The 22529-nt window shown below is 63.2% G+C and carries 28 protein-coding genes; 18 read left to right on the top strand and 10 right to left on the bottom strand.

Going from position 1 to position 22529, the window contains the following annotated elements; genetic code table 11:
* Positions 1–99: 99 nt before the first annotated feature.
* The 3 genes from SO180_RS09970 to SO180_RS09960 all read right to left on the bottom strand — a co-directional run bounded on the left by SO180_RS09970 (position 100) and on the right by SO180_RS09960 (position 1116).
* Positions 100–282 carry a hypothetical protein gene (locus tag SO180_RS09970; protein WP_449378627.1) on the bottom strand — a complete coding sequence of 61 codons (183 nt, stop codon included), beginning with the start codon at positions 280–282 and terminating at the stop codon, positions 100–102.
* Between the two features lie 203 nt (positions 283–485).
* Positions 486–794, bottom strand: a complete 309-nt coding sequence (locus tag SO180_RS09965; protein WP_449378626.1) for a hypothetical protein — start codon at positions 792–794, stop codon at positions 486–488.
* 169 nt (positions 795–963) lie between these two features.
* Positions 964–1116 (bottom strand): hypothetical protein, encoded by a 153-nt coding sequence (locus SO180_RS09960; protein WP_449378625.1) that lies wholly within the window; start codon positions 1114–1116, stop codon positions 964–966.
* 762 nt (positions 1117–1878) lie between these two features.
* Here SO180_RS09960 and SO180_RS09955 point away from each other — a divergent pair.
* Positions 1879–2283 carry a hypothetical protein gene (locus tag SO180_RS09955; protein WP_449378624.1) on the top strand — a complete coding sequence of 135 codons (405 nt, stop codon included), beginning with the start codon at positions 1879–1881 and terminating at the stop codon, positions 2281–2283.
* A 1518-nt stretch (positions 2284–3801) separates the two neighbouring features.
* Here SO180_RS09955 and SO180_RS09950 read toward each other — a convergent pair.
* Positions 3802–4155 carry an MmcQ/YjbR family DNA-binding protein gene (locus SO180_RS09950; protein WP_449378623.1) on the bottom strand — a complete coding sequence of 118 codons (354 nt, stop codon included), beginning with the start codon at positions 4153–4155 and terminating at the stop codon, positions 3802–3804.
* A gap of 148 nt (positions 4156–4303) precedes the next feature.
* On the opposite strand from SO180_RS09950, the gene SO180_RS09945 reads away from it, so the two are divergent.
* The 5 genes from SO180_RS09945 to SO180_RS09925 all read left to right on the top strand — a co-directional run bounded on the left by SO180_RS09945 (position 4304) and on the right by SO180_RS09925 (position 10236).
* Entirely contained in the window at positions 4304–5467 is a 1164-nt protein-coding gene (locus SO180_RS09945; protein WP_449378622.1) for an MFS transporter, read from the top strand.
* A gap of 119 nt (positions 5468–5586) precedes the next feature.
* Positions 5587–7239, top strand: a complete 1653-nt coding sequence (locus SO180_RS09940; protein WP_449378635.1) for an acetolactate synthase large subunit — start codon at positions 5587–5589, stop codon at positions 7237–7239.
* 109 nt (positions 7240–7348) lie between these two features.
* Entirely contained in the window at positions 7349–9151 is a 1803-nt protein-coding gene (locus SO180_RS09935) for a chloride channel protein (protein WP_449378621.1), read from the top strand.
* Positions 9152–9196: 45 nt separating this feature from the next.
* Complete coding sequence (locus tag SO180_RS09930; protein WP_449378620.1) at positions 9197–9538, top strand: Lin0512 family protein; 342 nt, start codon at positions 9197–9199, stop codon at positions 9536–9538.
* Between the two features lie 5 nt (positions 9539–9543).
* The gene (locus SO180_RS09925) at positions 9544–10236 is read left to right on the top strand and encodes a GNAT family N-acetyltransferase (RefSeq protein ID WP_449378619.1); all 693 of its coding nucleotides are present in this window, start codon (positions 9544–9546) and stop codon (positions 10234–10236) included.
* 40 nt (positions 10237–10276) lie between these two features.
* On the opposite strand, the gene SO180_RS09920 is transcribed toward SO180_RS09925, so the two are convergent.
* Complete coding sequence (locus SO180_RS09920) at positions 10277–10804, bottom strand: hypothetical protein (protein ID WP_449378618.1); 528 nt, start codon at positions 10802–10804, stop codon at positions 10277–10279.
* Between the two features lie 256 nt (positions 10805–11060).
* Between SO180_RS09920 and SO180_RS09915 the strand changes: the two genes are divergently transcribed.
* Positions 11061–12248, top strand: coding sequence for a serine hydrolase domain-containing protein (locus SO180_RS09915; RefSeq protein WP_449378617.1), 1188 nt, complete (start codon positions 11061–11063; stop codon positions 12246–12248).
* Here the strand turns inward: SO180_RS09915 and SO180_RS09910 are convergent.
* Complete coding sequence (locus SO180_RS09910; RefSeq protein WP_449378616.1) at positions 12211–12912, bottom strand: RtcB family protein; 702 nt, start codon at positions 12910–12912, stop codon at positions 12211–12213. The two genes, SO180_RS09915 and SO180_RS09910, sit on opposite strands and share 38 nt — an antisense overlap.
* Positions 12913–13057: 145 nt before the next feature.
* Here SO180_RS09910 and SO180_RS09905 point away from each other — a divergent pair, with 145 nt between their 5' ends.
* The 4 genes from SO180_RS09905 to SO180_RS09890 are packed head-to-tail and all read left to right on the top strand — an operon-like array spanning position 13058 to position 14976.
* Positions 13058–13405: an ArsR/SmtB family transcription factor gene (locus SO180_RS09905; RefSeq protein WP_449378615.1), complete on the top strand. Its 348-nt coding sequence runs from the start codon at positions 13058–13060 to the stop codon at positions 13403–13405.
* A gap of 11 nt (positions 13406–13416) precedes the next feature.
* Positions 13417–13950 (top strand): SRPBCC family protein, encoded by a 534-nt coding sequence (locus SO180_RS09900; RefSeq protein ID WP_449378614.1) that lies wholly within the window; start codon positions 13417–13419, stop codon positions 13948–13950.
* A gap of 34 nt (positions 13951–13984) precedes the next feature.
* On the top strand, positions 13985–14725 hold the full coding sequence (locus tag SO180_RS09895) for a DUF899 domain-containing protein (RefSeq protein WP_449378613.1): 741 nt from the start codon (positions 13985–13987) through the stop codon (positions 14723–14725).
* Complete coding sequence (locus SO180_RS09890) at positions 14722–14976, top strand: hypothetical protein (protein ID WP_449378612.1); 255 nt, start codon at positions 14722–14724, stop codon at positions 14974–14976. The genes SO180_RS09895 and SO180_RS09890 overlap by 4 nt, the downstream gene beginning before the upstream one ends.
* Before the next feature lie 68 nt (positions 14977–15044).
* Here the strand turns inward: SO180_RS09890 and SO180_RS09885 are convergent, their stop codons facing one another.
* Positions 15045–15401: a hypothetical protein gene (locus tag SO180_RS09885; protein ID WP_449378611.1), complete on the bottom strand. Its 357-nt coding sequence runs from the start codon at positions 15399–15401 to the stop codon at positions 15045–15047.
* 758 nt (positions 15402–16159) lie between these two features.
* On the opposite strand from SO180_RS09885, the gene SO180_RS09880 reads away from it, so the two are divergent.
* From SO180_RS09880 to SO180_RS09865, 4 genes are all read left to right on the top strand, one after another.
* The gene (locus SO180_RS09880; protein WP_449378634.1) at positions 16160–16819 is read left to right on the top strand and encodes a DUF429 domain-containing protein; all 660 of its coding nucleotides are present in this window, start codon (positions 16160–16162) and stop codon (positions 16817–16819) included.
* Complete coding sequence (locus SO180_RS09875; RefSeq protein WP_449378610.1) at positions 16816–17202, top strand: hypothetical protein; 387 nt, start codon at positions 16816–16818, stop codon at positions 17200–17202. Before SO180_RS09880 ends, SO180_RS09875 begins: the two co-directional genes overlap by 4 nt.
* 12 nt (positions 17203–17214) lie before the next feature.
* Complete coding sequence (locus tag SO180_RS09870) at positions 17215–17361, top strand: hypothetical protein (RefSeq protein WP_449378609.1); 147 nt, start codon at positions 17215–17217, stop codon at positions 17359–17361.
* A gap of 122 nt (positions 17362–17483) precedes the next feature.
* Positions 17484–18188: a glutathione S-transferase family protein gene (locus SO180_RS09865; RefSeq protein WP_449378608.1), complete on the top strand. Its 705-nt coding sequence runs from the start codon at positions 17484–17486 to the stop codon at positions 18186–18188.
* Position 18189: 1 nt separating this feature from the next.
* On the opposite strand, the gene SO180_RS09860 is transcribed toward SO180_RS09865, so the two are convergent.
* From SO180_RS09860 to SO180_RS09850, 3 genes are all read right to left on the bottom strand, one after another.
* On the bottom strand, positions 18190–18972 hold the full coding sequence (locus tag SO180_RS09860) for a sulfite exporter TauE/SafE family protein (RefSeq protein ID WP_449378633.1): 783 nt from the start codon (positions 18970–18972) through the stop codon (positions 18190–18192).
* Positions 18973–18975: 3 nt separating this feature from the next.
* Positions 18976–19608, bottom strand: coding sequence for a TetR/AcrR family transcriptional regulator (locus SO180_RS09855; RefSeq protein ID WP_449378607.1), 633 nt, complete (start codon positions 19606–19608; stop codon positions 18976–18978).
* Between the two features lie 192 nt (positions 19609–19800).
* Positions 19801–20172 (bottom strand): tRNA-binding protein, encoded by a 372-nt coding sequence (locus SO180_RS09850; protein ID WP_449378606.1) that lies wholly within the window; start codon positions 20170–20172, stop codon positions 19801–19803.
* Positions 20173–20274: 102 nt separating this feature from the next.
* Between SO180_RS09850 and SO180_RS09845 the strand changes: the two genes are divergently transcribed.
* The 3 genes from SO180_RS09845 (at position 20275) to SO180_RS09835 (ending at position 22527) form a co-directional block, all read left to right on the top strand.
* Positions 20275–20634, top strand: coding sequence for an ArsC family reductase (locus SO180_RS09845; protein WP_449378605.1), 360 nt, complete (start codon positions 20275–20277; stop codon positions 20632–20634).
* A gap of 395 nt (positions 20635–21029) precedes the next feature.
* The gene (locus SO180_RS09840) at positions 21030–21785 is read left to right on the top strand and encodes an ABC transporter ATP-binding protein (RefSeq protein ID WP_449378604.1); all 756 of its coding nucleotides are present in this window, start codon (positions 21030–21032) and stop codon (positions 21783–21785) included.
* Positions 21778–22527 carry an ABC transporter ATP-binding protein gene (locus SO180_RS09835; protein ID WP_449378603.1) on the top strand — a complete coding sequence of 250 codons (750 nt, stop codon included), beginning with the start codon at positions 21778–21780 and terminating at the stop codon, positions 22525–22527. The genes SO180_RS09840 and SO180_RS09835 overlap by 8 nt, the downstream gene beginning before the upstream one ends.
* Positions 22528–22529: the final 2 nt, after the last annotated feature.

Here is a 22529-nt window from a genome sequence, read left to right as displayed (position 1 = left end):
GGTCTATGATCATTCGCTTGGCCTGCAGCCAAGCACCTCCAGCGGCCCCGGCCTTCCACTCAACCCTATCCCACCGGCCGGGGCCGTCTTTGACTAAGGTCAAAGCCCCGTATGCGGCGCGTCTGCCTTCAAGAGTCGCACATAGGTGCCGCTCTCGTGCAGTTCGAGCCAGCCGCGCTCGACCGCCATCTTGATTCCGGTGCCCAACTCCTCACCGCTGGCCTTCAGCGTGTAGAGAAACGGCGCATTGATCTTCTCGATATGGACGCGGCCGTCTTGCACGGGCTCGATGCCGGCGGCGAGCTCGACGAGCTTGCGTGCTGCGGTTTCCGGATCGGCGAAGGGGCGTGGCCTCGACGTGCTTCATGCGGCGGCCTGATCTTCCTTCGATTCACCGTGCATAGCGACCTTCAGGCCATCATCTTGCAGTGAGCGCTGCAGCGCCTTGGTTTCGTCCCACGGTGCGCGCATGCAGACATCGCCGTTCAGCGCCGATTGGCATCCATGAAATCGTGGATCGAGTTCGGTACCTCGCCAAACTCAAGGTAGCGTTGGCGCAGCTCATCGGCGATATCCATAGTCGCGTCACGGGACCAACCTTCGGCGGTATTGAAGACCACGATGCGGACTGGATGACTATACTGGCCTTCCACTAAGTCGCGGATCAGCGTCTCGCGGTCAGCGTTGTCGGCGTCGGTCTCGCGCCAATAGCAGCCCATCCGACCGAAGTCCTCCAGCACGAGATAGGTGTTTTGGTCGGCCCCTTGAGGCACAATCGATGGCGAGGCACGCATAACGAAACTCCCGGATCAAAGCGTGCCACTAGCCTACATGCCAGTGATCTGCCGCGTCAGTCTACAATTTGTCTCGCCTCACTTCCCCAATAGCCCATCATGCCAGTCCGGCATCTTGTTCCAATGAAGCCGGCACCGCATGTCTGCGCTGCGCTTGCCGCAGGTTCTGTTATCTTGTCTTGTCCGCGCGCACGACGATCTTCAGCGCATCATCTGACAACGAACGCTGCGGCCGCCTTTGCGTTATCCATGGCGCGCGCATCCAGACATCGCGCTCCTCATCAGTCGTCAAGATCACCGCGATCGGCGCGACGAACCGCATTGGCTGCGCCATGCGGCGGTGATGTGTTCCAGATGCTGGAGACCGGCGGCCCACCCGAGCGCGGAGGTGGCGACATCAGCCCCATCTCGCGCTCGTCGCCGGCGTTGCCCACCACCGGAGCCGGATAGTCTGGAACGGCATCGAAGGCAGGTTGCCGACCGGCTGTCGGCGAACAAGCAGCGGAGCAGGCCGTGAACGTCCGATCCACGGCGGCCCTTACTGCTCGTGTAAATCGCGTGCTGCCGCCAAGCCGGAAAAAGGATTGATCCCGTCTTGCTCTTGACGTGATCAGCGTCGGCTTCCGTGCGGGGTGAGCGCTTGTGCTCGCGCCGCAAGTATCGCAGGTAGGCAACGCGGCTCTGGTCGAGTGGAAAGCCGTCACCTTGCCGCTGGATCACGCCTTCAGTTTCGAGCTTGCCGATGTACGTCCGACTGCAATCGAGGTGCAGCGCCAGTACCGACTCGCTGACGGTCTTAGCCTTAGTGGACCGCCGTCGAGAGAGAGCCCTGCCACCGGCGACCGAGCCAGCAATGGTGACGGCCTCTGCCATTAGCGTCATTCATGTTCGTGTCGGCAGGCTACTCTAATTGCGGCATCAACGTGAATGAGGTCGATGAAGCAGTCGTTCACGTAGATGAACGTGAGGTTTGTTTTGATCCAAGTCAAGGCCGCGAAGCTCGCGCACGCGAGGCTTCGGACAGTCGCGGTTAGCGCGATGTGCAGGTGTCCGCGGCTTTCTCTCTGAAACAAGGAGTACGCTGATGTTGCGTCGAATTCTAATCGCCTCGGCAGCCGCAGCCATGCTGCTGGTCACCCTCACTCCCGACGATGCATTCGCCCGCCGCGGCGGCGGCGGTGTGCGAGCGGGAGGATATCGCGGCGGCGCGGTGGCGGTCCGGGGATACCGGGGTGGCGCGGTCGCGGCTCGGGGCTATCGGGGCGGCGCAGTCGCGGCTCGCGGATACCGGGGCGGCGCTGTCGCTGTGCGTGGCGGGCGCTACGGCTATGCAGGGGCGTATCGCGGCTATCGCTACGGAGCCGGTGCGGCGGCAGTGGGCGCGGCTGCGGTCGGCGCGGCTGCGGCGGGCGCCTACTACCGCGGCGGCTGCGGCTACGACAGCTACGGCAACTATGTTTGCCCGGGCGGCGGATACTATCCGTACTGAGCGGCGCGACGCCATTGGTCTGTGGTGCGCGAAGCTGACCATATAGTCATCGGCCGTGCCTACCATGATCACTTTGCCAGTGGCAACGAAATGTTGCCAGCGCGCTGCCTAGTGCAGGTCTTTCTGTGACAACTGGAGACAAACAATGATCAGACCCATCGTCGTCGCGCTCGCGCTGTTCGTTGTGTCCTCAGCGCAGAGCATGCCCTACGTCCCATTACAGCAGCCAAACAATTCGGTCATTCCGGTTCGCCAAGGCTGTGGTCTGGGCCGTCAACTGGTCGATGGCATCTGCGTATCAAACTCCAAGGTGCGTGCCGCAGTCCGCAGGTGCAGCGCTCGAAAAATGCGGATGGTGAACGGTCGCTGTGAACCGCTCGCGCGACCTGCTACCGCGCCTGCCGCGCCGCGACCTGCTGCCGCGGCGCCACCTGCGACGCCGCAACCCTCTGCTACTCCCACTGCGCCTCGTTGACCGGGTGCGCAAGCGACAACGAAATCTGAGGCGGATCGCAGGAAATTAGCCCGCACGGCGTTCGCGCTCTGCGGGCGCGCCGGGCTTCTCGAAGTTGATTGCTTGCATGAATGACCACGCCCCTTTTTGGAGACGCCGAGAGCACGGTGCCCCTGCTGCAACTGCAACCTCGAATTTTCTCGCACCAGATTTTCTCAATAGCTGCGGTCGCGCGTATCCCGCTTTTCGCCTCGCCCCCATAGGACGGCCAGATCGGACAGCGGCTGCTGGATCACGCTGCGCTTCTTGCCCCGCTTGAGTGGTACGTCGAAGCGCGGGTGGTCGCCGTGGAGGTCGAACAGCTCGTCCCTGGGGGCGCCGAGTGGTTGACGGGACCGCAGCAAGGTGACGAGCTCGAACTTGGGTGCCAGGCAAGTCCGGCGGTCATAGGGGAGATCGTCACGGTCTAGGCCATGCCAGAACGTCCTAGTCTCATCCTCGGATAGGACGCGGGTGGGGATGCTCAGGGTCGAGCTTCGGCAGGTTGATACAGAGGCTGGCAGTCACGTAATCGCGCCCGGACTCGGCGGCCCAGTTGAACAGGCCAGAGGCAGCCTTGCGCATGTGGCGCGTTGCTGAGAAGGCCTCCGAACCTGCCCGCGACGATGTCATTCGAGAGCGTGGCGATGTCATGCTTGGCCCCAATGGCGAGCTTCTTGCCGAGGCGGCAACGGGAATCGCGACACAGATGTGAACATCCAGCCCGAACGCCACTGTTTCCATTTCGTTTTTTCGCCTATTGACTCCCCTGCGCAGGGAAGGCCGGGTGTTGTTTCCGGCTCGACCTGTATGCCGCTGTGCAGTTCTTTTGTTTGACCTGCGCGCAGCGGACCGCGGGTGCCAGCCGGCACCCGGTCTTCCCTGCGCCCTCTGTTCCGATGAAGGGTAAGGAGATCAGCAAAGCTCGGGCGAGCAAGCCGCGAGAATGCGAAAGTGTGTCCCCAATTTGAAATGCGAGTTGAGGCGCAACGTCATTGCCCAGCAGCGAGCGCGCTCTGTGACCATCACCCCAGCCGCAACTCCTTCCGCGCCTTGCGCGTCAGCTTCGCAACCACGAGCGCGTGCGCCTGGTCGAGATAGGCAGCGAGCTCGGGGTCGGGCAGGGCATCGTTGTCGACGAGTTGCACCCATTTGGCGCGGGCGAGATAGGGCGCGGGGCGTGCAATACCCTGCTCGATCAGCATCGCGTAAGCCATGTTCGACGTCTTGAACATGAAGCCGCCTGACTGCTGGACGAAGCCGCGGGCGAGCGCGAACATCTTGCCGCCGACCTTGAAAACCGAAGTGCCCTCCCATTGCACAACCTTGGTTGCGGCGGGCAGTCGCAGGCAGTGGGCTTCGAAGCGTTTGGGAGTCATATCAGGGGCAAAAGCGAAAGGAGTCCGGCAAGATCATTGGCGGAGTGCGCGAAGCCCGACAAGCCGAAACTTCCCTGTAGCTTCACAGTTTTGCCCGAGGCACGCTTTACTAGCAGTTCTTCGAATCCTTAGCCCTTGCGGAGTTCCCATGCACACGCTGTCAGCCGACCGGCCGGCGACCCGGCTCGCGACGCGGCTGTCCTTCCTCGTTGCGGGCTTCGGCATCGCCTGCTGGGCGCCGCTGGTGCCGTTTGCCAAGGAACGGCTGGCGGTCGACGACGGCATCCTCGGCCTGCTCCTGCTCTGCCTCGGCATCGGCTCGGTTGCCGCGATGCTGCTGACAGGTGCCTTGAGTGCGCGCTACGGCAGTAAGCCGATCATTCTCGTCGGCGGCTTTGGCCTCGCAGTGATTCTGCCGTGGCTCGTCGTCGCGAGTACGCCGGCCACGCTGGGCCTGGTCCTGTTCGGCTTCGGCGCCGCACTCGGCTCGATTGACGTCGCAATGAATATTCACGCGGTTGAGGTGGAGCGTGCCGCAACGCGTCCGCTGATGTCGGGCTTCCACGCGTTGTTCAGCATTGGTGGATTTGCCGGATCGAGCCTTATGACGTTGCTGCTGTCGATCCATCTCGGCCCGCTCGCGAGCACGCTGATCGCCTCGGCCCTGATGCTGGCCGCGATGATCGTGGCCTGGCCGCTCTTGCTGCGGCGCGCACAGGCGCAGCATGGACCGCTGTTCGTCCTGCCGCACGGCATCGTGCTGGTGCTTGCGGCGCTGGCCGCGATCACCTTTCTCGTTGAAGGTGCCATGCTCGATTGGGGCGCGCTGCTCATCGTGGGCGCCGGCCTCGTGCCGGACACGCAAGGCGGCCTTGGCTACATGCTGTTCTCGATCGCGATGACCGCAGGCCGGCTCGGTGGCGATGCCGTGGTGGCGCGGGTCGGCGATCGCGCCACGTTGATCGTCGGTAGCCTGTTGGCGATTGCCGGCTTCGTCGTGCTGCTCGTCGCTCCGCTCGCCATCGTCGCCATGGCCGGGTTCGTGCTCATCGGCCTCGGCGCCTCGAACCTGGTCCCGGTGCTGTTTCGCCGTGCGGGCTCGCAACAGGCCATGCCCACGGGACTTGCCGTCGCTGCAATCACCACCGCGGGCTATGCCGGTGTTCTGGTCGGCCCTGCGGGCGTCGGATTCGTGGCACGGATCGCGAGCCTGCCGATGGCGTTCGCCATGCTCGGCGCGCTCTTGTGCCTCGTCACGTTATCGGCGGGGATCGTGACGTCGGGCGATCGTCCTCGCGGACGCGGTGCGTGAGGCGGCGCGCCGCATTGTGAGTGGAGTTGTCATGACGGACGGCTACCATGCCGTTCAAGTTTGCCGGCGGAACGCCGGAGACATTGTTGAGGGGAGGCGACATGAGCGGCCAGGCACGGATGGTGAAGGGATCGGATCTGTTTGTTGCTGCCCTCGAGAATGAGGGCGTCGACCGCATCTTCGGCGTTCCCGGCGAGGAAAATCTCGATCTGGTCGAGTCCTTGCGCAACTCCAAAATCGAACTGATCCTGACCCGCCACGAGCAGGCCGCAGCCTTCATGGCCGCGACCCATGGCCGGCTGACCGGCAAGCCCGGCGTCTGTCTCTCCACCCTCGGCCCGGGTGCGCTCAACCTGTCGACGGGAGCGGCCTATGCGCATCTCGGCGCGATGCCGATGATCATGATCACGGGCCAGAAGGCGATCATGAGCAGCCGGCAGGCGCGCTTCCAGATCGTCGATGTCGTTGCGAGCATGAAGCCACTGACAAAACTGGCGCGGCAGATTGTCAGCGCGTCGAGCATTCCGACCGTGGTCCGCGATGCCTTCCGCGTTGCGATGGAGGAGCGGCCGGGACCGGTGCATCTCGAACTGCCCGAGGACGTCGCGGGCGAGGAGGTGGCGTCCGTGCCGGTGGTCCCCGTGCACCCGATCGAGATTCCCGTCGCCCATCGTGCCGCGCTCGATCGCGCCGCCGAGATGATTTTGGCGGCGAAACGCCCGCTGGTCATGATGGGCGCGGCGACCAGTCGGCCGCGGTCGACCCACGGCATCGCGAATTTCGTGCGGCGGACGCAGATCCCGTTCTTCACCACGCAGATGGGCAAGGGCACCGTTCCCGGCGGCACCAATCTCTATATGGGCACCACGGCGTTATCCGAACGTGACTATGTCCACGAGGCCATCGACGCCGCCGACCTGATCATCGCAATCGGCCACGACGCGATCGAGAAGCCGCCCTTCATCATGGGGCCGTCGGGTCCGAAGGTGATCCACGTCAGCTATACGCCGGCAAGCGTCGAGCAGGTCTATTTTCCCGATGCGGAGGTCGTCGGCGACGTCGGGCCGAGCCTCGAATTGCTGGCCGACCGCCTCGAAGGCCGACTGCCGGATGCCGGCGCGCTGTTGCCGTTGCGCGAGCAGATTCTCAGCCATATCGCCGATCGCGCGACTGAATCGCGCTGGCCGCCGACGCCGCAACGAATTGTGCACGACATACGTCAGGTGATGCCGGAAAACGGCATCGTCGCGCTCGACAACGGCATGTACAAGATCTGGTTTGCACGCAACTACCGCACCAGGGTCGCCAATACGCTGCTGCTCGACAATGCGCTGGCGACGATGGGCGCGGGCCTGCCATCGGCGATGATGGCCGCGATGTTGTATCCCGAACGCCGCGTGCTGGCGGTCGCCGGCGATGGCGGCTTCATGATGAACAGCCAGGAGATGGAGACCGCCGTCCGGCTCAAGCTCAACCTCGTCGTGCTGATCCTTCAGGACAATGCCTACGGCATGATCCGGTGGAAGCAGGCAGTCGATCACTTTGCCGATTTCGGCCTGACGTTCGGCAATCCCGACTTCGTCCTGTACGCGAAATCCTACGGCGCCAAGGGCCACCGCATCGAGACGATTGACAGTTTCATGCCGACGCTCGACGCTGCCTTCAGCGACGGTGGCGTTCACCTGATCTCGATCCCGATCGACTATTCGGAGAACGTGCGGGTGTTGGTCGATGAACTCAGGACCCGCGACGAGCACGGCGGGAAGCCGTAGTTTTCGCTAGATCCCCGCGGGTGGGACGGGAAATCATGCCAGCCATTCCCTTGATATATATCGTGTCACGATATATTGGCGTGGCGTCATAATCCTCCCAAGAGTAGTCATGCGCCAGACCCCCGACATAGCCCGCGGGCTTCCGCGTCATCGCGGCAAGCCCGGAGATTTCACGGCGGACGCCCGCGTCCTGGTGCTGATCGGCATGGCCCTGGCTGTCGGTAGCCTCGGGGCGGGGGCCGCATGGGTGCTCTTGAAGCTGATTGCCTTGGTGACGAACCTCATCTGGTTCGGCCATTTCAGCACCGAGAGCGTCTCGCTGGCGAACGCCCGGCCGGGGCTGTGGATGGTGTTGGCGCCCGCGCTCGGTGGCCTCGCTATCGGACTGATGGCGCGTTTCGGCTCCGAGAAGATCCGCGGCCATGGCATCCCCGAGGCGATCGAAGCGATCCTGATCGGCGGCAGCCGGATGCAGCCGAAAGTGGCGATCCTCAAGCCGCTGTCGTCAGCCATTTCGATAGGCAGCGGCGGGCCGTTCGGCGCCGAAGGGCCGATCATCATGACCGGCGGCGCGATCGGCTCGATCTTCGCCCAGTGCTTCCACCTCACGGCCGCCGAGCGCAAGACGTTGCTGGTCGCCGGTGCCGCCGCAGGCATGACAGCGATCTTCGGCACGCCGATTGCGGCGGTGCTGCTTGCAGTCGAGCTCCTGTTGTTCGAATGGAAGCCGCGCAGCTTTCTGCCCGTGGTCACGGGCGCGGTCGTTTCGGCAGCGTGGCGTCCCCTGCTGTTCGGGACGGGTCCGTTGTTTCCGTTCGCGGAGCGGCCCGATCTGCCGTGGTGGGGGCTGGCGGTCGCGATCGGTGTCGGCATCGTTGCAGGCCTCCAGTCCGGACTGATGACGCGGCTGCTCTACGCGGCTGAGGATCTGTTCGACCATGTGCCGTTGCACTGGATGTGGTGGCCGATGCTGGGCGGTCTCGTGGTCGGGCTCGGCGGTCTCATCGATCCGCGTGCGCTCGGTGTCGGCTACGATGTCATCGCCGATCTCCTCTCGGGCCACATGATGCGCAATGAGGCGATCAGGATATTGCTCGTGAAGTCTGTGATCTGGGTCGTTGCGCTGGCTTCGGGGACGTCGGGTGGCGTGCTGGCGCCGTTGCTTATTCTCGGCGGAGCCGCCGGGTGGCTAGAGGGGCAGATGCTGCCTGGTGGCGGGTCGTTCTGGGCGCTGGTCGGTATGGCTGCGATGATGGGCGGCACGATGCGCTCGCCGCTGACAGGCGTGATGTTTGCTGTCGAACTGACCGGCAATCACGACATGCTGCTGCCGCTGCTGGCCGCGACCGGGGCGGCGCACGCCGTCACGGTGCTGCTGCTCAAGCGTTCGATCCTCACCGAGAAGATCGCGCGACGCGGCCAGCACATCACGCGCGAATACACCGTCGATCCGTTCGAACTGTTGCGCGTTGCGGATGTCATGGTGAAGAGCGTCGACACCCTGCCGGTCGACATGCCCGTCGACGCAGCGGTCAAGCTCTTCACGTCGGAGGAGCGGCGGCACAAGTCTTATCCGGTCGTGACCGCGAATGGCCGTCTCGCCGGAATGGTGACGCGCGCCGACGTGTTGCGCTGGCGCACCGAGGGCGATCACCAGAGCGCGACTCTCGACGACGTCGTGTCCGATACATCAGCCGCTGTCGCCTATCCCGATGAAGTGCTGGGGCGGGTCGCCGATCTCATGGTTGCCTCCGATCTCGGCCGCATTCCGGTCGTCGATCGCGAGGCGCATCGGGTGGTCGGCCTTGTCGCGCGCAAGGACCTGTTGCGGATTCGCGCCGTCGTCAATGCGCAGGAGGAGGACCGCAACGCCTATTTCCCGCGCGAAAAGGCGCTTGTGCCGACCAGCTAGATCGCCGAAGCTTGCGCGTCGGAACTACCAACAACAGGACTGGAAATGACCCGCGTACGCTGTATCACAGAGATGGGCATGGGGGTCGACGTCCATGGCAAGGATGCGACCAAGGCGGCCAGGCGCGCGGTGTCGGATGCGATCAGGCATTCCAGCCTCGGATTCTTTCGTATGCTCGGCAAGACCGCCAACGACATGTTCGTCGACGTCACCATCGGGGTGCCGAATCCTGAAGCGGTCGACAAGGTCGCGGTGGCCAAGGAGCTGCCTTACGGCACGGTGACTGTGAAAGCAGTCAAGGGCGGTCTCGAAATTCCGGCCGAGCAGGGCAGCGACGCCATCATCATCGCCAATGCGGCGGTGATCGTAAGCCTCGACAAGGAATAGAGCCCGTGTCCGATTCCGATTTGGCGCTGCTGGACCGACCAATCTGGAACGCGCTGACGACACGACAGTGGCATCTGGCGCAAGGCGGTGCGCGGGCGCTGCGCTTTCCCTCGGCGATCGGACCCTTCGCCGACGTGGTCGATCTGTCGCCAGCAAGCTACGCGGAACTCGCCGAGTTGATGTCGCCGTCCGAATTTGTCGTGCTGTTCACGCATGACGCAGTGGTCGCGCCGGCCGGATTCAAGACGCTGCTCGCCGAGACCGGCGAGCAGATGATCGGCACGCCCGTCGAAAGCCCGCTCCATGATGCCGAGATCGTCACGCTCGGGGTCGATGACGTTCCGGCGATGGTGGCATTGACCGCGTTGACCAGGCCCGGTCCGTTCAGCAAACGGACGCACGAGCTCGGAACCTTTCTCGGCATCCGTGTCGGTGGTGACCTGGTCGCGATGGCCGGTGAACGGATGAAGCCCGGCAATTTCACGGAGATGACGGCAATCTGTGTGCATCCCGATCACCGCGGCCGCGGCTATGCGCAGACGCTGCTTGGAGCGATTGCGCGCCATATCGTGGCGCGAGGCGAAATTCCCTTCCTGCACGTGTTTTCCAACAATGCATCTGCGATCGCGCTCTATCAGCGGCATGGGATGCGAATCCACCGTCGCCTGCATGTGACCGTGTTGCAGAAAGAGGGATGAGGCTCGGTAGGCCTGGGACCGAGCCTTCCCTGCCTCGCGCTCAGGTCTTGTAGTCGACGAGCAGTGAGCTCGACGCGGAGGAGGACGACACGTTGCCGCTGGAGCTGTAGGAGGTCGACTGGCTGGTCGCATTCTGAAGCAGTGCGATCAGCTCTTTCATCAGGTCAGCGCTGCTGGTGGACGAGGAGATGGAGTCGGTGCTGCTCGTGCTCGATGAGTCACTGCTCGCATCCGGCGGGGGAGGAGGAGCGCCGGCACCATTGGAGAACGTATTGGCGAACACGTTTTTCAGCTCATCCGCCTGATCGCTGGTGAGCTTGCCGCTCGACACCTCGTTCTGGATGAGATTGTCAATTTTCGACTGCATCTCGTCGGGCGAAGGCGGCGTCGAGGAGCTCGAACTGGAGCCGTCGCTCTTGAGTGCGGAATCGATGTCATCGAGCGCGGACGAGAGTGCAGACTCGTCGCTCGAGCTGATCGTGCCCGCGGAGACTTCCTTGGTGAGCTCGCTCTTGAGCAGATCAAGCGGCGAATAGGAGCTGGTAGATGTAGCAGCGATCGAGGTCATTGCCGGTCACCGTTGATTGGATTGAGATACGCCTAACATGGGTGTGAGGCTAAAGGTCGCGCCCTTAACGCGCTCTTGCCGGGCGCTTGCCTGGAAGGTTGCAGAGCTTTTCGCTCTGTTGCTCGCATCCAAATGAACACGCGGCGAAACAAAAATGTCGGCGCTGGCATGCACCGGCGCCAGCTTGAAGGAAGGGCTTTCCTGCCGGGGATTCGGCGTTGTATCGATGTCAACCAGCTCACGGAGACAGCAGCAGATGGACGCCAGGACACCCAAATTTTCCGCCGCACGGACGGCAATGCAGCGCTACGTCGATCAGGAGATCGTCGCCGGTGTGTCCTGGGCGGTGCTGCGCGGGCGGGATGTCGTCGACCAGCAATGCGTAGGGCTGGCTGATCGCGAGGCGAACGTGGCGCTTCGGCCCGATCACATCTTCCGCGCGTTTTCCAACACCAAGATCGTCGTCACTTGCGCGATCATGCTGCTGGTCGAGGAGGGCCGCATCGGCCTTGACGACGCGATCGAGAAATTCCTGCCGCAACTCGGCAATCGCAAGGTGCTGAAGCAGAGGGCGACGAGCCTCGCCGACGTCGAACCGGCGCGCAGCCCGATCACGATCCGCCAGTTGCTGACGCATACATCGGGCCTGAGCTACGGGTTATTTGATCCCGGCACGGTGCTGTTCAAGGGTTACAACGAGGCGCGCGTCCTCAATCCGCTGACGTCGCTCGGCGACATGATCGATGGGCTCGCCAGGCTTCCGCTGTCCTATCATCCCGGCACTGGCTGGGAATATTCGGTTGCGACCGACGTGCTCGGCCGTGTCGTGGAGGTCGTCTCCGGCAAGGCGCTCGATGCCTTCTTCAAGGCGCGCATCTTCGATCCACTCGGCATGGTCGATACCGTTTTTTCCGTGCCGAAAGCCGAGCAGGGCAGGCTGGTCGCCTATTATCGCGGCGCCGATGTGCTCGATCCGATGAAACCGGGCCTCTGGCGGATCGACGATCAGCCCTATCCGCAAGCCTATCGCCGGCCGTTCCCGCGGCTGTCGGGCGGCGGCGGGCTGGTCTCTACCCTGCCGGATATGCTCGCGCTGGTGCGGGCGCTGTTGCCGGGATCGGGCGAACTCTTGAAGCCCGAGACGCTGCGGCAGATGATGACGAACCAGCTTGGCAATGGCCAGACCATCCGTTTTGCGAACCTCGGGACCATTCCCGGCAAGGGATTTGGGCTCGGCGGCGCCGTCACCTTCGCACCGTCGCCCTTTGATCCCCCGAATTCGACTGGCGAATTCCAGTGGGGCGGCGTCGCCGGCACACATTGGTGGATATGCCCAGCGGCCAATACGGCCGGCGTGCTGATGGCGCAGCGCGCGATGGGCTTCTGGAATCCGTTCTTCTTTGAGTTCAAGCGCCTCGCTTATGAGGCGCTTGGGGCAGGCTAACGCCCCCGCGAAGATCGCTGGAAGCGAACGGCGCAAACGAAGTGGGAGGCATCGCCTCCCACTTTACTATTTGCCTCTGCCGATGCGCTTCCATATCGCTCTCACGCCACGCATCGCCATCGTCGAACAGCTCCTGCTCGGCGCGCTCGGCATTGGCCCGGCCGACCCCGAAGGAGATCGTCTTCGCGACGTCGCGGATGATCGTGGGTACGATCGCCGAGATGTTCTCGAAACACGTGTCGAGACGCGCAGCCATGTTGCCGCAGCCGATGTCGAAGCCGACGCCGGAGATGCTGATCTGCTTCTCATACGCGATGACCCCGCCGACCGGCTGGGCGTAGCCGAGATGGCCGTCGGCGCAGATCACGCCGGATACGACGTTGCCGACCGCCATGCAGTTGCGCATCTGCGCCACGGTCGCCTCATCATGCTCGCCGAAGATCTTCAGCGGTGCATTCTTGAAGCGATCATCTTGCGGGCGGAGGTTCGCGATCTCGCTCGCGGCCGCGCTGGTCTCGCGTGCCAGCTGCTCCTTCCGCGCGGCATCTCGACAGAGACACCAGGCCGGCTGGCCGCGTCCTTCGCCAACGCGCGAATCCGGATCGACGCCGGCGGCGAGGCACAGTTCGCGGGCACGTTCCTGGTAGGGGTCGGGTCGTCGCATGGTCTTGCTCCTACTTCATTCCGCGCGCGCCGTCTGGCTCGCTCGGGTCCTTGCCGGCTGGCTCGAGTTGCCCAGAGCCGCCGGAACTCAAAAATAATTAAACCGATCGGTTGACAATCGATCCCGACCGATTATGTTAAACCATATGGTTGAGCAATTCTCGCATCTAGACGCCGTTTTTCATGCCCTCGCGGATCCAACGCGGCGGGCAATGCTTGGTCATCTGGCGGAACGGGAGCTCACGATCGGGGAGCTTGCGACACCGTTCAGCATGAGTTTCGCGGGTGCCTCGAAGCACGTTCGGGTGCTCGAGAATGCAGGCCTCGTCACACGCACGATCCGCGGCCGTACCCATCTGTGTCGGCTGCAAGCTGCACGGCTCGCCGAAGCCGATGCCTGGTTGCGACGTTACGAACGCTTCTGGAATGACAGGCTCGACTCGCTGGAGGCGTTGCTGCGCGCCGAAGACGAGGCGAAGGCAAAAAAGAAGTGAGGAGCAGAACGATGGATGCAAAGACCAAGCCCGATGCCTATGGCGAACTGATCGAACCGACGACGCTGAAGCTTCAGCGCCTGCTGCCCGGCCCGATCGAGCGCGTTTGGGCGTATCTCACCGACAGCGACCTTCGCAGCAAATGGCTGGCGGCGGGCGTGATGGAGACCAGGGTCGGAGCGCCCTTCGAGCTCGTCTGGCGCAACGATGAGCTCAACGATCCCCCGAGCAGGCGCCCGGCCGGCTTTCCCGAAGAGCATCGGATGCAGAGTCGGATTACCGAGTGCGATCCGCCGCGAAAGCTTTCGATTGCCTGGAGCAACAGCGGCGACGTGACCTTCGAGCTGGAGCCGAAGGGAAAGGGCGTGGTGCTCACCGTGATCCATCGTCGTCTGCCCGACCGCCCGACCATGCTCAAGGTCGGCGCCGGTTGGCACATGCATCTCGACATTCTGGTCGCGCGGATCTCCGGCGAGGAGCCGGCGCCGTTCTGGGATGGCTGGGCCCGGCTTCAGCAGGACTACGACCGGCGGCTGCCGGCCTGACGGAACGCACCAAACAACAAACAGGAGGTCAGCTATGCAGACTCATGTCGTTTCGGCGCAGGAGTGGGAAGCTGCGCGTCAGCAGTTGCTCGTCAAGGAGAAGGCTGCAACCCGAGCCCGTGACGCACTGGCCGCTGAGCGGCGGCGGATGCCGTGGCTCGCGGTGGAGAAGAGTTACGCGTTCGAGGGACCCACGGGTAAAGCGAGCTTGCTCGACTTGTTCGAGGGCCGACATCAGCTCATCGTCTACCGCGCATTCTTCGAGCCGGGCGTGTTTGGCTGGCCGGACCACGCCTGCCGTGGCTGCTCCATGGTGGCCGACCAGGTCGCCCATCTCGCTCATCTGAACGCGCGCGATACCACGCTCGTCTTTGTCTCGCGTGCGCCGCAGGCGGACATCGCACGCCTCAAGGCGCGGATGGGATGGGAGATGCCCTGGTACACGATCACGGACAGCTTCGACGCTGACTTCGGCGTCGGCGAATGGCACGGCACCAACGTGTTTTTCCGCGACGGCAGCAAAATCTTCCGCACCTATTTCATCAACAACCGCGGCGATGAGCAGATGGGAGGTACCTGGAACTACCTCGACATCACGCCGCTCGGCCGGCAAGAGGTGTGGGAAGACTCGCCCGAGGGCTATCCCCAGACGCCGACCTACAAGTGGTGGAACTGGCATGACAACTACGAGGCAGGTGCGGCGCCCGACAAGAGATGGGTCGAGGTGTCGGATGCCGGAGAGGCGGCGTTCCGCAAACAGAGCGCAAAGTCGTGAGCAAGACCGCGGCGATCGGCGCGGCCAATTGGCTACGCCTCGCGGCCGCGCCGACCTTCGCGATCATGGCGCTGCTGACGGCCGTTCTTGGCGGCGGATCGCCGGATGCGTTGTGTTCGACAGCGGGGGCGTCGCCGTTCGGTGGAATGGTCCCGATGTACCTGCTGATGAGTGCCGTCCATCTGGCGCCCTGGCTGAAGTTGGTCGGTAGCCGCGCCAGGCTGTCTCGCGTGGGTGAAGGCCAAGCGTAAGAGCGCAAGATCGTCAAACCAAGTGACCCGGGCGCGGGATGCCGCGCCCGGGTCGTTCGTGGGACGCATCAGTGCAGCGTCGTCTCCGACGCCGCGATCCACGCGACCACGGCCTCCGAGAAGCCGTTGACGCGGGTCCAGCCGCCGTGGCCGACGCCGTGTTGATACGAGGCGATGTTGACCAGCGTTCCGCTCGCCGCAGGATCCGGCACGCGGTCGTGGCTCTGCTCGTCGGTGAAGACGATCAGGCGGTCGCCCTTGCGGTCGATCTCGGACACCGCCTTGCCGAGATAGGTCCCGCTATGAGCCTGCGAGTTGATGATCGCATCCCTCAGCGCAAAGCCGCGGCGGGGAGGGACCTTCACCACCTCACTGCTGAAGGTGAAGATCTCGACCTCACCGCAGACCGCGGGCGAGGATCGCAAGGCTGCACGCGGCCTCCGCGCGCGTCATTCCCGACTGCGCCGAAGCATTCGCATCGGCCTAGATGGGTACCCTGGGGAACGGGCGATATCGGCTTTAAGTGACAGCAACACAGCGCTCTCCTTGCGGAGAGAAACTGCGCCGGGCCGCGTGCAAGCCTTTCCGAGGCCGCATCCCGGTGCGTGCGTCAAAGGCGGGATTCGAACCCGCTTCACCGTGGAGGAAGTATCCGACATCTTCACCACCAGCGTCGGTTGAGCCGCGAAGATCGCGGCAAACCGATTCACGAAAATTCTATCGCGGCGCTGTCAACGCGCCGCTGTTTGCGAATCATTCGGGTTCGCTCTGCCATCGGTGTCCGGCTCATCGCCTCGTTCCCTCCGGCAGGCCCCGCGCGCTTGGGCACGCGCCTCTCGAGCGCGAGCCCCGGGATCCGGGTCTCCCGTTCCGGCATTTGCCGGGAAGTTCGAACGGGCCGCGCGGCTGGCAACAAAAAACCCTCCGGAGCGGCTGGCTCGGGAGGGTCGTGAGAAGCGGACTGTCGATCTCGCTTTCAAGCGAGATCGCTCCCATGAGCCGGGCATGCGCTATCGATCGGTCCGAGACCGTTCGACAGTCGCGCAAATCTTTCGTAGCGGTGGTTCATCACTCGGTTCATGGTCGTTTCGCGAACGGAAGTGTTCGCGAGGGCGCGGGACATACGCTCGCAACTTGCGGATGTTCAAGCGTGCTCGAAGACATGAAGCAGGCGGAAGAGGGGATGCCAAACTATCTCGGCCTGGACGGCTTTCGGTTGGGGTGGGTCGCGGCCTGGATTGATGGGCGTGGCGATCATGGGTTCGACTATGCGCCGGGCCTCACGCGCTTGCTCGCCATCCCACACCAGCGCGCGATGATCGACATGCCCATCGGATTGAAGGAGACAGGCTATCGGGTCTGCGATCTTCGTGCCCGCGAGCTGATCGGCGCTGCCGTCTTTCTTGGCGCGCGTCGCGATCTCTGGACGTTTCCGGACATGGCAGCCGCGAACCGGCATTATTGGCAGCGGGGCGACAAGGGCGTGTCGTGCCAGCTCTGGAACATCAGGGACAAGATCAGAGAGCTCGATGATGTCATGACACCGGAGCGTCAGACGACGATCTGCGAAGCGCATCCGGAGTTGATCTTCTGGACTCTCGCGGGCGAGTGCAGGCTGGAACGAAAGACATCGGCGACCGGGCGCGAACGGCGCATTCAACTGCTGGAGAAGCAGGGCTTTGCCAAGCTCCGGAAATGGCTGATGCAGCGTCACGGCACCGGCATCGGGCGTGACGATCTGATCGATGCATGTGCCTGCGCGATCGCTGCGCGTGACAGCACCAGACGCCTCGATGGCGAAGATCCTGATCCGCGCGGGTTGCGGATGGAGATCAACTATTGAGAGCAATCAGCTCCCCGATCGCTTCGACCTTCGGTGCGGCCGAGACACGCACGGCGCTGCTTGAGATGCTGCCGAAGTTGACCTTCCTGGTGCTCCAGCCTCAAAGCTCTGGCTTCATACTCCTCGGCCATCGCCCGCAGCCGTCGCACGGCTTCGTTATGGGCAAGGTCGTCCGCGACCCGGCGACAGCGCTCGGCGTGATCGAGCAAGGCGTGCTTCTCGATGTTCATCTCCCGATAACGCCGGCATGGCTCAATGGTCCCTCGCTCTGGGGTCGGAACAGAGTGCCCGCCTGGTATTCGGAATGGGAAAGAGTGGCAATCTTTTCGCGGGAGCAGGGAACATGCAGAACGAGCCAGCGTTTAGACATCAAGTTTTGCTGAGGGACAAATGCAATGAACGATGTCAGCCAATTGGCGACCGCGATGCTTGCGATCGCCTTTACGGCGATGTTGCTGGTGACGGGGCAATGGTTCATGGAGTATCGGCTGCAACATGAGACGATGACTCCGATCGCAGCGATGATGAGGCTGCCACCATAGATGCGTCGGGCCGCCCCGCGCCGGACCTCGTGACCAGAACGTGCAGGCACAACCAGTGATCTTGCGTCGTTCCACGCCTCGCCTACATTAGATGCGCTCCAACACACGCATCCAAGGTCCTGATGTCCGATCTCTCAACCTTCCCCATCACCAAACGCTGGCCCGCGAAGAATCCCGAACTCCTTCAACTCTACTCCCTGCCGACGCCGAACGGCGTCAAGGTCTCGATCATGCTCGAGGAGATCGGGCTGCCTTACGAGGTGCATCTCGTCGACTTCGGCAAGGACGACCAGAAGACGGCGGAATTCCTCTCGCTCAATCCGAACGGCAAGATTCCGGCGATCCTCGATCCCAACGGTCCCGGCGGCAGGCCGTTGCCGCTGTTCGAATCCGGTGCGATCCTGCAATACCTCGCCGAGAAGACCGGCAAGCTTCTGCCGCAGGACGCGGCGCGCCGCTACCAGACCATCCAGTGGGTGCATTTCCAGATGGGCGGCATCGGGCCGATGTTCGGCCAGGTCGGCTTCTTCCACAAATTCGCCGGCAAGGATTTTGAGGACAAGCGGCCGCTCGAGCGCTACGTGGGCGAGTCCAAGCGCCTGCTCGGTGTCATGGAGATGCATCTTGCGGGCCGGCAGTGGTTCATGGACGACGACTACACCATCGCCGACATTTCCATGCTCGGCTGGGTTCGCAATCTCATCGGATTCTATGGCGCTGGCGATCTCGTCGAATTCAGCCAGTTCAAGTCGGTCGCGGCCTGGCTCGAACGCGGCCTTGTGCGTCCGGCCGTACAGCGCGGGTTGAACATTCCGAAGCGGCCCTGAATCAGCTCAACGCCTTCCAGGTCATGTAGAGTGCCATCAGCGAGACGAGCCCGATCATGATCCGGCGCAGCACCGATTTGCTCACGCCATTGGCCATGCGTGCGCCGAGATCGGTGCCGATCCAAAGGCCGGCGAGAATACCGATGATGGCCGGCCAACCGACCACGAGCCCCTTGCTCCAGTAGATCCAGGCCGCCGGAATGTTGGTCGGGATGACCGAGAAGATGAGGCTGACGAGTTGGGCCTGATGCTGCGGCACGCGCAGGCCCGCGGCGAGGCCGACAGTGATCGCAAGTCCGCCGCCGATGCCCATGAAGCCGGAGGAGAAGCCGGCCAGCGTGCCGATGAGGAACAGTGGGAGCCCGGGCAATTTGTCGGGATCACCAACCTCGCTACTGGCGTCCTTGCGGTCACGCCGCAGAACGAGCGCTGCGATGAGCGCAACGAGGTAGACGACGTAGGTCCATTGCAAGACCGAGTCGGACACCGCGGCCGCGGTGTAACCGCCGCTCGCACCGCCGACGAGAAATCCTGTGCCGATCCAGGCGATCCATTGCAACGGGCTGCGATTACCGCTCTGCCAGTAGCGGCGCACCCCGGCGAGGCCCGTCGGAGGCACCTGGGCGATTAGCGAAGTACCCTGGGCGATGTGCTGCTCCGCGCCAAGCAGCAGCACGCAGAAGATCACGAGACCGCCACCAGGGCTCGTGCCCATGAAGCCCGACGTCACCCCTCCGACGAGGCCTACGCCGACACCTGCGAGCAGGTCATGGATCCAGGACATCATTCAAGCCCTGGTCGTTCGTTCGACGTCGGGTTTGGTGGTGCGGAAGCCGTCGATCACGCCGGTGACGGCCGCCATGCAGGCATTGATGTCGAGCTCCTCGCCCCAGCATTTCTGCAGTACGAAGCCCTGGAAGATCGCGATCAGCACGCGTGCGATCGCATCCGCGCCGAGATCGCGCTTGATGAGGCCATCGTGCTGGGCCCGCTCGACCAACGCGATGATCAGCGCGCGTGGCATGTCGATGCCTTCGACGACGCTGGCGCGGACGCGGCGGTTGCGCAGGGCCTCGGCCCAGCCGTGGATTCCGACGCGCCGGCGCGCCTCGCCGGCGGGATCGGTGAGCCATTGCGCGTAGACGCGGACCAGCGCCTGCAAATGCTCCAGCGGATCGGCCGACCCATGCGCGACCGAGTTGAGCACGGCCTCGCGGCGATGCCGGTCGTCGGCCAGCGCCTCGATGAGATCGTCCTTGCTCTGGAAGTAGAGGTAGACGGCCCCGTGGCTCAGCCCGGACCGTTTGACGATGTCGGCCATGCCGGTCTGGTGGAAGCCGTTTTCGGAAAAGCAGGCGAGGGCGGCCTCGAGAATCTGCTGGCGGCGGTTCTCACGCTGTCTTTCGCTGATCTTCGGCATGACGGCTCGCTCGCTAAATAACTGACCAGATGATCGTTTTGATTGAGCTTTATCCTTCTTCGTTCGAGGAGAACGAAATTATAAAAACCGATCAGTCAGTCATTTTATCACTGACGATCGACCTCGTCAAGCCGGCCATCGCTGGCATGCCAGAAATCGAACGACGTTACGTTGGCTGGTGGACTGAGGTGGCTAGAACAGCCGGCCGCCGTTCGGCACGGGTTTGCTCGGCTGCATCAGCACGACCTTGCCCTCGGCGTCGGGGAAGCCGAGCGTCAACACCTCGGAGACAACCGGCCCGATCTGGCGCGGAGGAAAATTGACGACGGCTGCGACTTGCTGTCCCACCAGCGTTTCCAACGGATGGTTTTCGGTGATCTGCGCCGAGCTCTTGCGCACGCCGATCACGGGGCCGAAATCGATCCACAACCGCCATGCAGGCCTGCGCGCTTCGGGGAACGGTTTTGCGTCGACGATGGTGCCGACGCGGATGTCGACCTTCAGAAACGTGTCGAAGTCGATGGTCGGCGCCGCGGCGGCAGTGGAATCGTGATTGACGTGCATGGTGAAATCCGTGTGGCGAGCTGGGTGGCGAATATTGTGGGGCGCGCCGTAGTTTCGTACAACGCCGATCATCGTCACGCGACCCATGCATGAGGAGCGGCCTTGCCCACCACCATTTATGGCATCAAAAACTGCGACACCATGAAGAAGGCGCGCGCTTGGCTGGATTCCAACGGAGTGGCCTATGATTTCCACGACTACAAGGCCGCTGGCGTCGAGAAAGAGAAGCTCAAGGCGTGGAGCGAAAAGGTCGGCTGGGAGACGTTGCTCAACCGTGCTGGCACCACCTTCAAGAAGCTTGCCGAGGCCGACAGGGAGGGCCTCAACGAAAAGAAGGCGCTCGCATTGATGCTGGCGCAACCCTCGATGATCAAGCGGCCCGTCCTCGAGACGGGCGGCAAGCTCCTGGTCGGATTCAAGCCGGACATCTATGCCAAGGAAGTCGGCGCCAAGAAACGCTAAAGGCGAGCTTCGCTGATCGTCTTCGTTGACGCGATGACGTGGGTGATTCTGTCATCGGTTGGTTCAGGAGATCACGTTGCCTGATCGATTGGCGACTGACGGAGCGGGCTGGCGGAGCCTGCGAAAGACCGTTAACGACGGCTTGGATGACCGGTGCTTTGCGCGCGAGGTCATCGGCAGGTGCGACATCAATGTCTTCGACTAAGGGAGCATCTGTCCCGCGGGTCGGCAATGTGACCGGCACAGCTTTCCGCCTTGCCTAACCCCCGTCACCTCCGGCATATTCCGCCGCCGGAGGCGGCGTTCCGGAAAGGGCTCCAAGGCTTCCGGAAAGCCGATAGCAATAAGCAAAGCCACGCGCGGCCAGCGCGTCGCGCGGGCAGGGGGAAATTTGTTTGGCCGATGAGTTCATTCTCGAAACGGAAGGGCTGACCAAGGAGTTCGCGGGATTCTTCGCCGTCCGCGATGTCGCCCTCAAGGTCCGCCGTGGGAGCATTCACGCGTTGATCGGTCCGAACGGGGCCGGGAAGACGACGTGCTTCAATCTCCTGACCAAGTTCCTCAGGCCGTCTGCCGGAAAAATCCTCTACAAAGGCCAGGACATCACCGCGATGGCGCCGGCCGACGTCGCGCGCATGGGATTGGTGCGCTCGTTCCAGATCTCGGCGGTGTTTCCGCATCTCACGGCGCTGGAAAACGTGCGTGTTGCGCTTCAGCGCCAGCACGGCAGCTCGTTCGATTTCTGGCGCTCCAAGTCCGTGCTCAACCGTTTCAACGATCGCGCGCGCGAGTTGTTGTACGATGTCGGCCTCAGCGAGTTTGCCAACACGCCCGCGGTCGAGATGCCCTATGGGCGCAAGCGCGCACTCGAGATCGCAACCACGCTCGCGCTCGATCCGGAGATGATGCTGCTGGACGAGCCGATGGCCGGCATGGGCCACGAGGACATCGACAAGATCGCGGCGCTGATCAAGCGCATCTCCGCGAAATACACCATCCTGATGGTCGAGCATAATTTGAGCGTCGTGGCCAATCTTTCCGACATCATTACCGTGTTGACGCGCGGGCAGGTGCTTGCTCAAGGCCATTATAGCGAGCTCACCAAGGACGAGCGCGTCAAGGAAGCCTATCTGGGAGCCGGTCATGCCTGACACTGCGATCGCCGAGGCACCGGCGAAGGCTGCAACGACCGGCGGCAATATCCTCCAGGTGCGCAACTTAGAGGCCTGGTACGGCGAGTCCCACATCCTGCACGGGATCAATTTCGACGTGAATGCGGGCGAGGTCGTCACGTTGCTCGGGCGCAACGGCGCCGGCAAGACGACCACGCTGAAGTCGATCATGGGCGTCATCGGCAAGCGCACCGGCTCGGTGCGGTTCAACAACCAGGAGATCATCCGCGCGACCTCGGACAAGATAGCCCGCATGGGGATTGCCTTCTGCCCCGAGGAGCGCGGCATCTTCGCGAGCCTCGACGTGCGCGAGAACCTGATGCTGCCGCCGATCGTGCGGGCCGGGGGGCTGTCGCTCGACCAGATCTTCGAGCTGTTTCCGAACCTCAAGGAACGCCTGAGCAGCCAGGGGACAAAACTCTCCGGAGGCGAGCAGCAGATGCTGGCAATTGCGCGCATCCTGCGCACCGGCGCGAGCTTCCTCATGCTGGACGAGCCGACGGAAGGTCTTGCACCCGTCATCATCCAGCAGATTGGCCATACCATTGCGCGGCTGAAGAAGGAGGGTTTTACCATCCTGCTGGTCGAGCAGAACTTCCGCTTCGCCTCCACGGTCGCCGACCGCTATTATGTCGTCGAGCATGGCAAGATCATTGACGGATTCTCCAATGCGGAGCTTGCTGCCAATATGGACAAGCTCCACGCCTATCTCGGCGTCTAGAA

Source organism: Bradyrhizobium sp. UFLA05-112, assembly GCF_053572325.1.
Note: the sequence above shows the minus strand (reverse complement) of the source record. Positions and strands in the feature narration are given on the sequence as shown.

Excerpts from the sequence above, each read along its gene's own strand:
- SO180_RS09955 (WP_449378624.1), top strand. The coding sequence starts at position 1,879 with ATGTTGCGTCGAATTCTAATCGCCTCGGCAGCCGCAGCCATGCTGCTG.
- SO180_RS09895 (WP_449378613.1), top strand. The coding sequence starts at position 13,985 with ATGCAGACTCATGTCGTTTCGGCGCAGGAGTGGGAAGCTGCGCGTCAG.
- SO180_RS09900 (WP_449378614.1), top strand. The coding sequence starts at position 13,417 with ATGGATGCAAAGACCAAGCCCGATGCCTATGGCGAACTGATCGAACCG.
- SO180_RS09945 (WP_449378622.1), top strand. The coding sequence starts at position 4,304 with ATGCACACGCTGTCAGCCGACCGGCCGGCGACCCGGCTCGCGACGCGG.
- SO180_RS09880 (WP_449378634.1), top strand. The coding sequence starts at position 16,160 with ATGCCAAACTATCTCGGCCTGGACGGCTTTCGGTTGGGGTGGGTCGCG.
- SO180_RS09865 (WP_449378608.1), top strand. The coding sequence starts at position 17,484 with ATGTCCGATCTCTCAACCTTCCCCATCACCAAACGCTGGCCCGCGAAG.
- SO180_RS09860 (WP_449378633.1), bottom strand. The coding sequence starts at position 18,972 with ATGTCCTGGATCCATGACCTGCTCGCAGGTGTCGGCGTAGGCCTCGTC.
- SO180_RS09905 (WP_449378615.1), top strand. The coding sequence starts at position 13,058 with ATGGTTGAGCAATTCTCGCATCTAGACGCCGTTTTTCATGCCCTCGCG.
- SO180_RS09910 (WP_449378616.1), bottom strand. The coding sequence starts at position 12,912 with ATGCGACGACCCGACCCCTACCAGGAACGTGCCCGCGAACTGTGCCTC.
- SO180_RS09935 (WP_449378621.1), top strand. The coding sequence starts at position 7,349 with ATGCGCCAGACCCCCGACATAGCCCGCGGGCTTCCGCGTCATCGCGGC.
- SO180_RS09930 (WP_449378620.1), top strand. The coding sequence starts at position 9,197 with ATGACCCGCGTACGCTGTATCACAGAGATGGGCATGGGGGTCGACGTC.
- SO180_RS09940 (WP_449378635.1), top strand. The coding sequence starts at position 5,587 with ATGGTGAAGGGATCGGATCTGTTTGTTGCTGCCCTCGAGAATGAGGGC.
- SO180_RS09870 (WP_449378609.1), top strand. The coding sequence starts at position 17,215 with ATGAACGATGTCAGCCAATTGGCGACCGCGATGCTTGCGATCGCCTTT.
- SO180_RS09960 (WP_449378625.1), bottom strand. The coding sequence starts at position 1,116 with ATGCGGTTCGTCGCGCCGATCGCGGTGATCTTGACGACTGATGAGGAG.
- SO180_RS09835 (WP_449378603.1), top strand. The coding sequence starts at position 21,778 with ATGCCTGACACTGCGATCGCCGAGGCACCGGCGAAGGCTGCAACGACC.
- SO180_RS09965 (WP_449378626.1), bottom strand. The coding sequence starts at position 794 with ATGCGTGCCTCGCCATCGATTGTGCCTCAAGGGGCCGACCAAAACACC.
- SO180_RS09855 (WP_449378607.1), bottom strand. The coding sequence starts at position 19,608 with ATGCCGAAGATCAGCGAAAGACAGCGTGAGAACCGCCGCCAGCAGATT.
- SO180_RS09850 (WP_449378606.1), bottom strand. The coding sequence starts at position 20,172 with ATGCACGTCAATCACGATTCCACTGCCGCCGCGGCGCCGACCATCGAC.
- SO180_RS09915 (WP_449378617.1), top strand. The coding sequence starts at position 11,061 with ATGGACGCCAGGACACCCAAATTTTCCGCCGCACGGACGGCAATGCAG.
- SO180_RS09950 (WP_449378623.1), bottom strand. The coding sequence starts at position 4,155 with ATGACTCCCAAACGCTTCGAAGCCCACTGCCTGCGACTGCCCGCCGCA.
- SO180_RS09920 (WP_449378618.1), bottom strand. The coding sequence starts at position 10,804 with ATGACCTCGATCGCTGCTACATCTACCAGCTCCTATTCGCCGCTTGAT.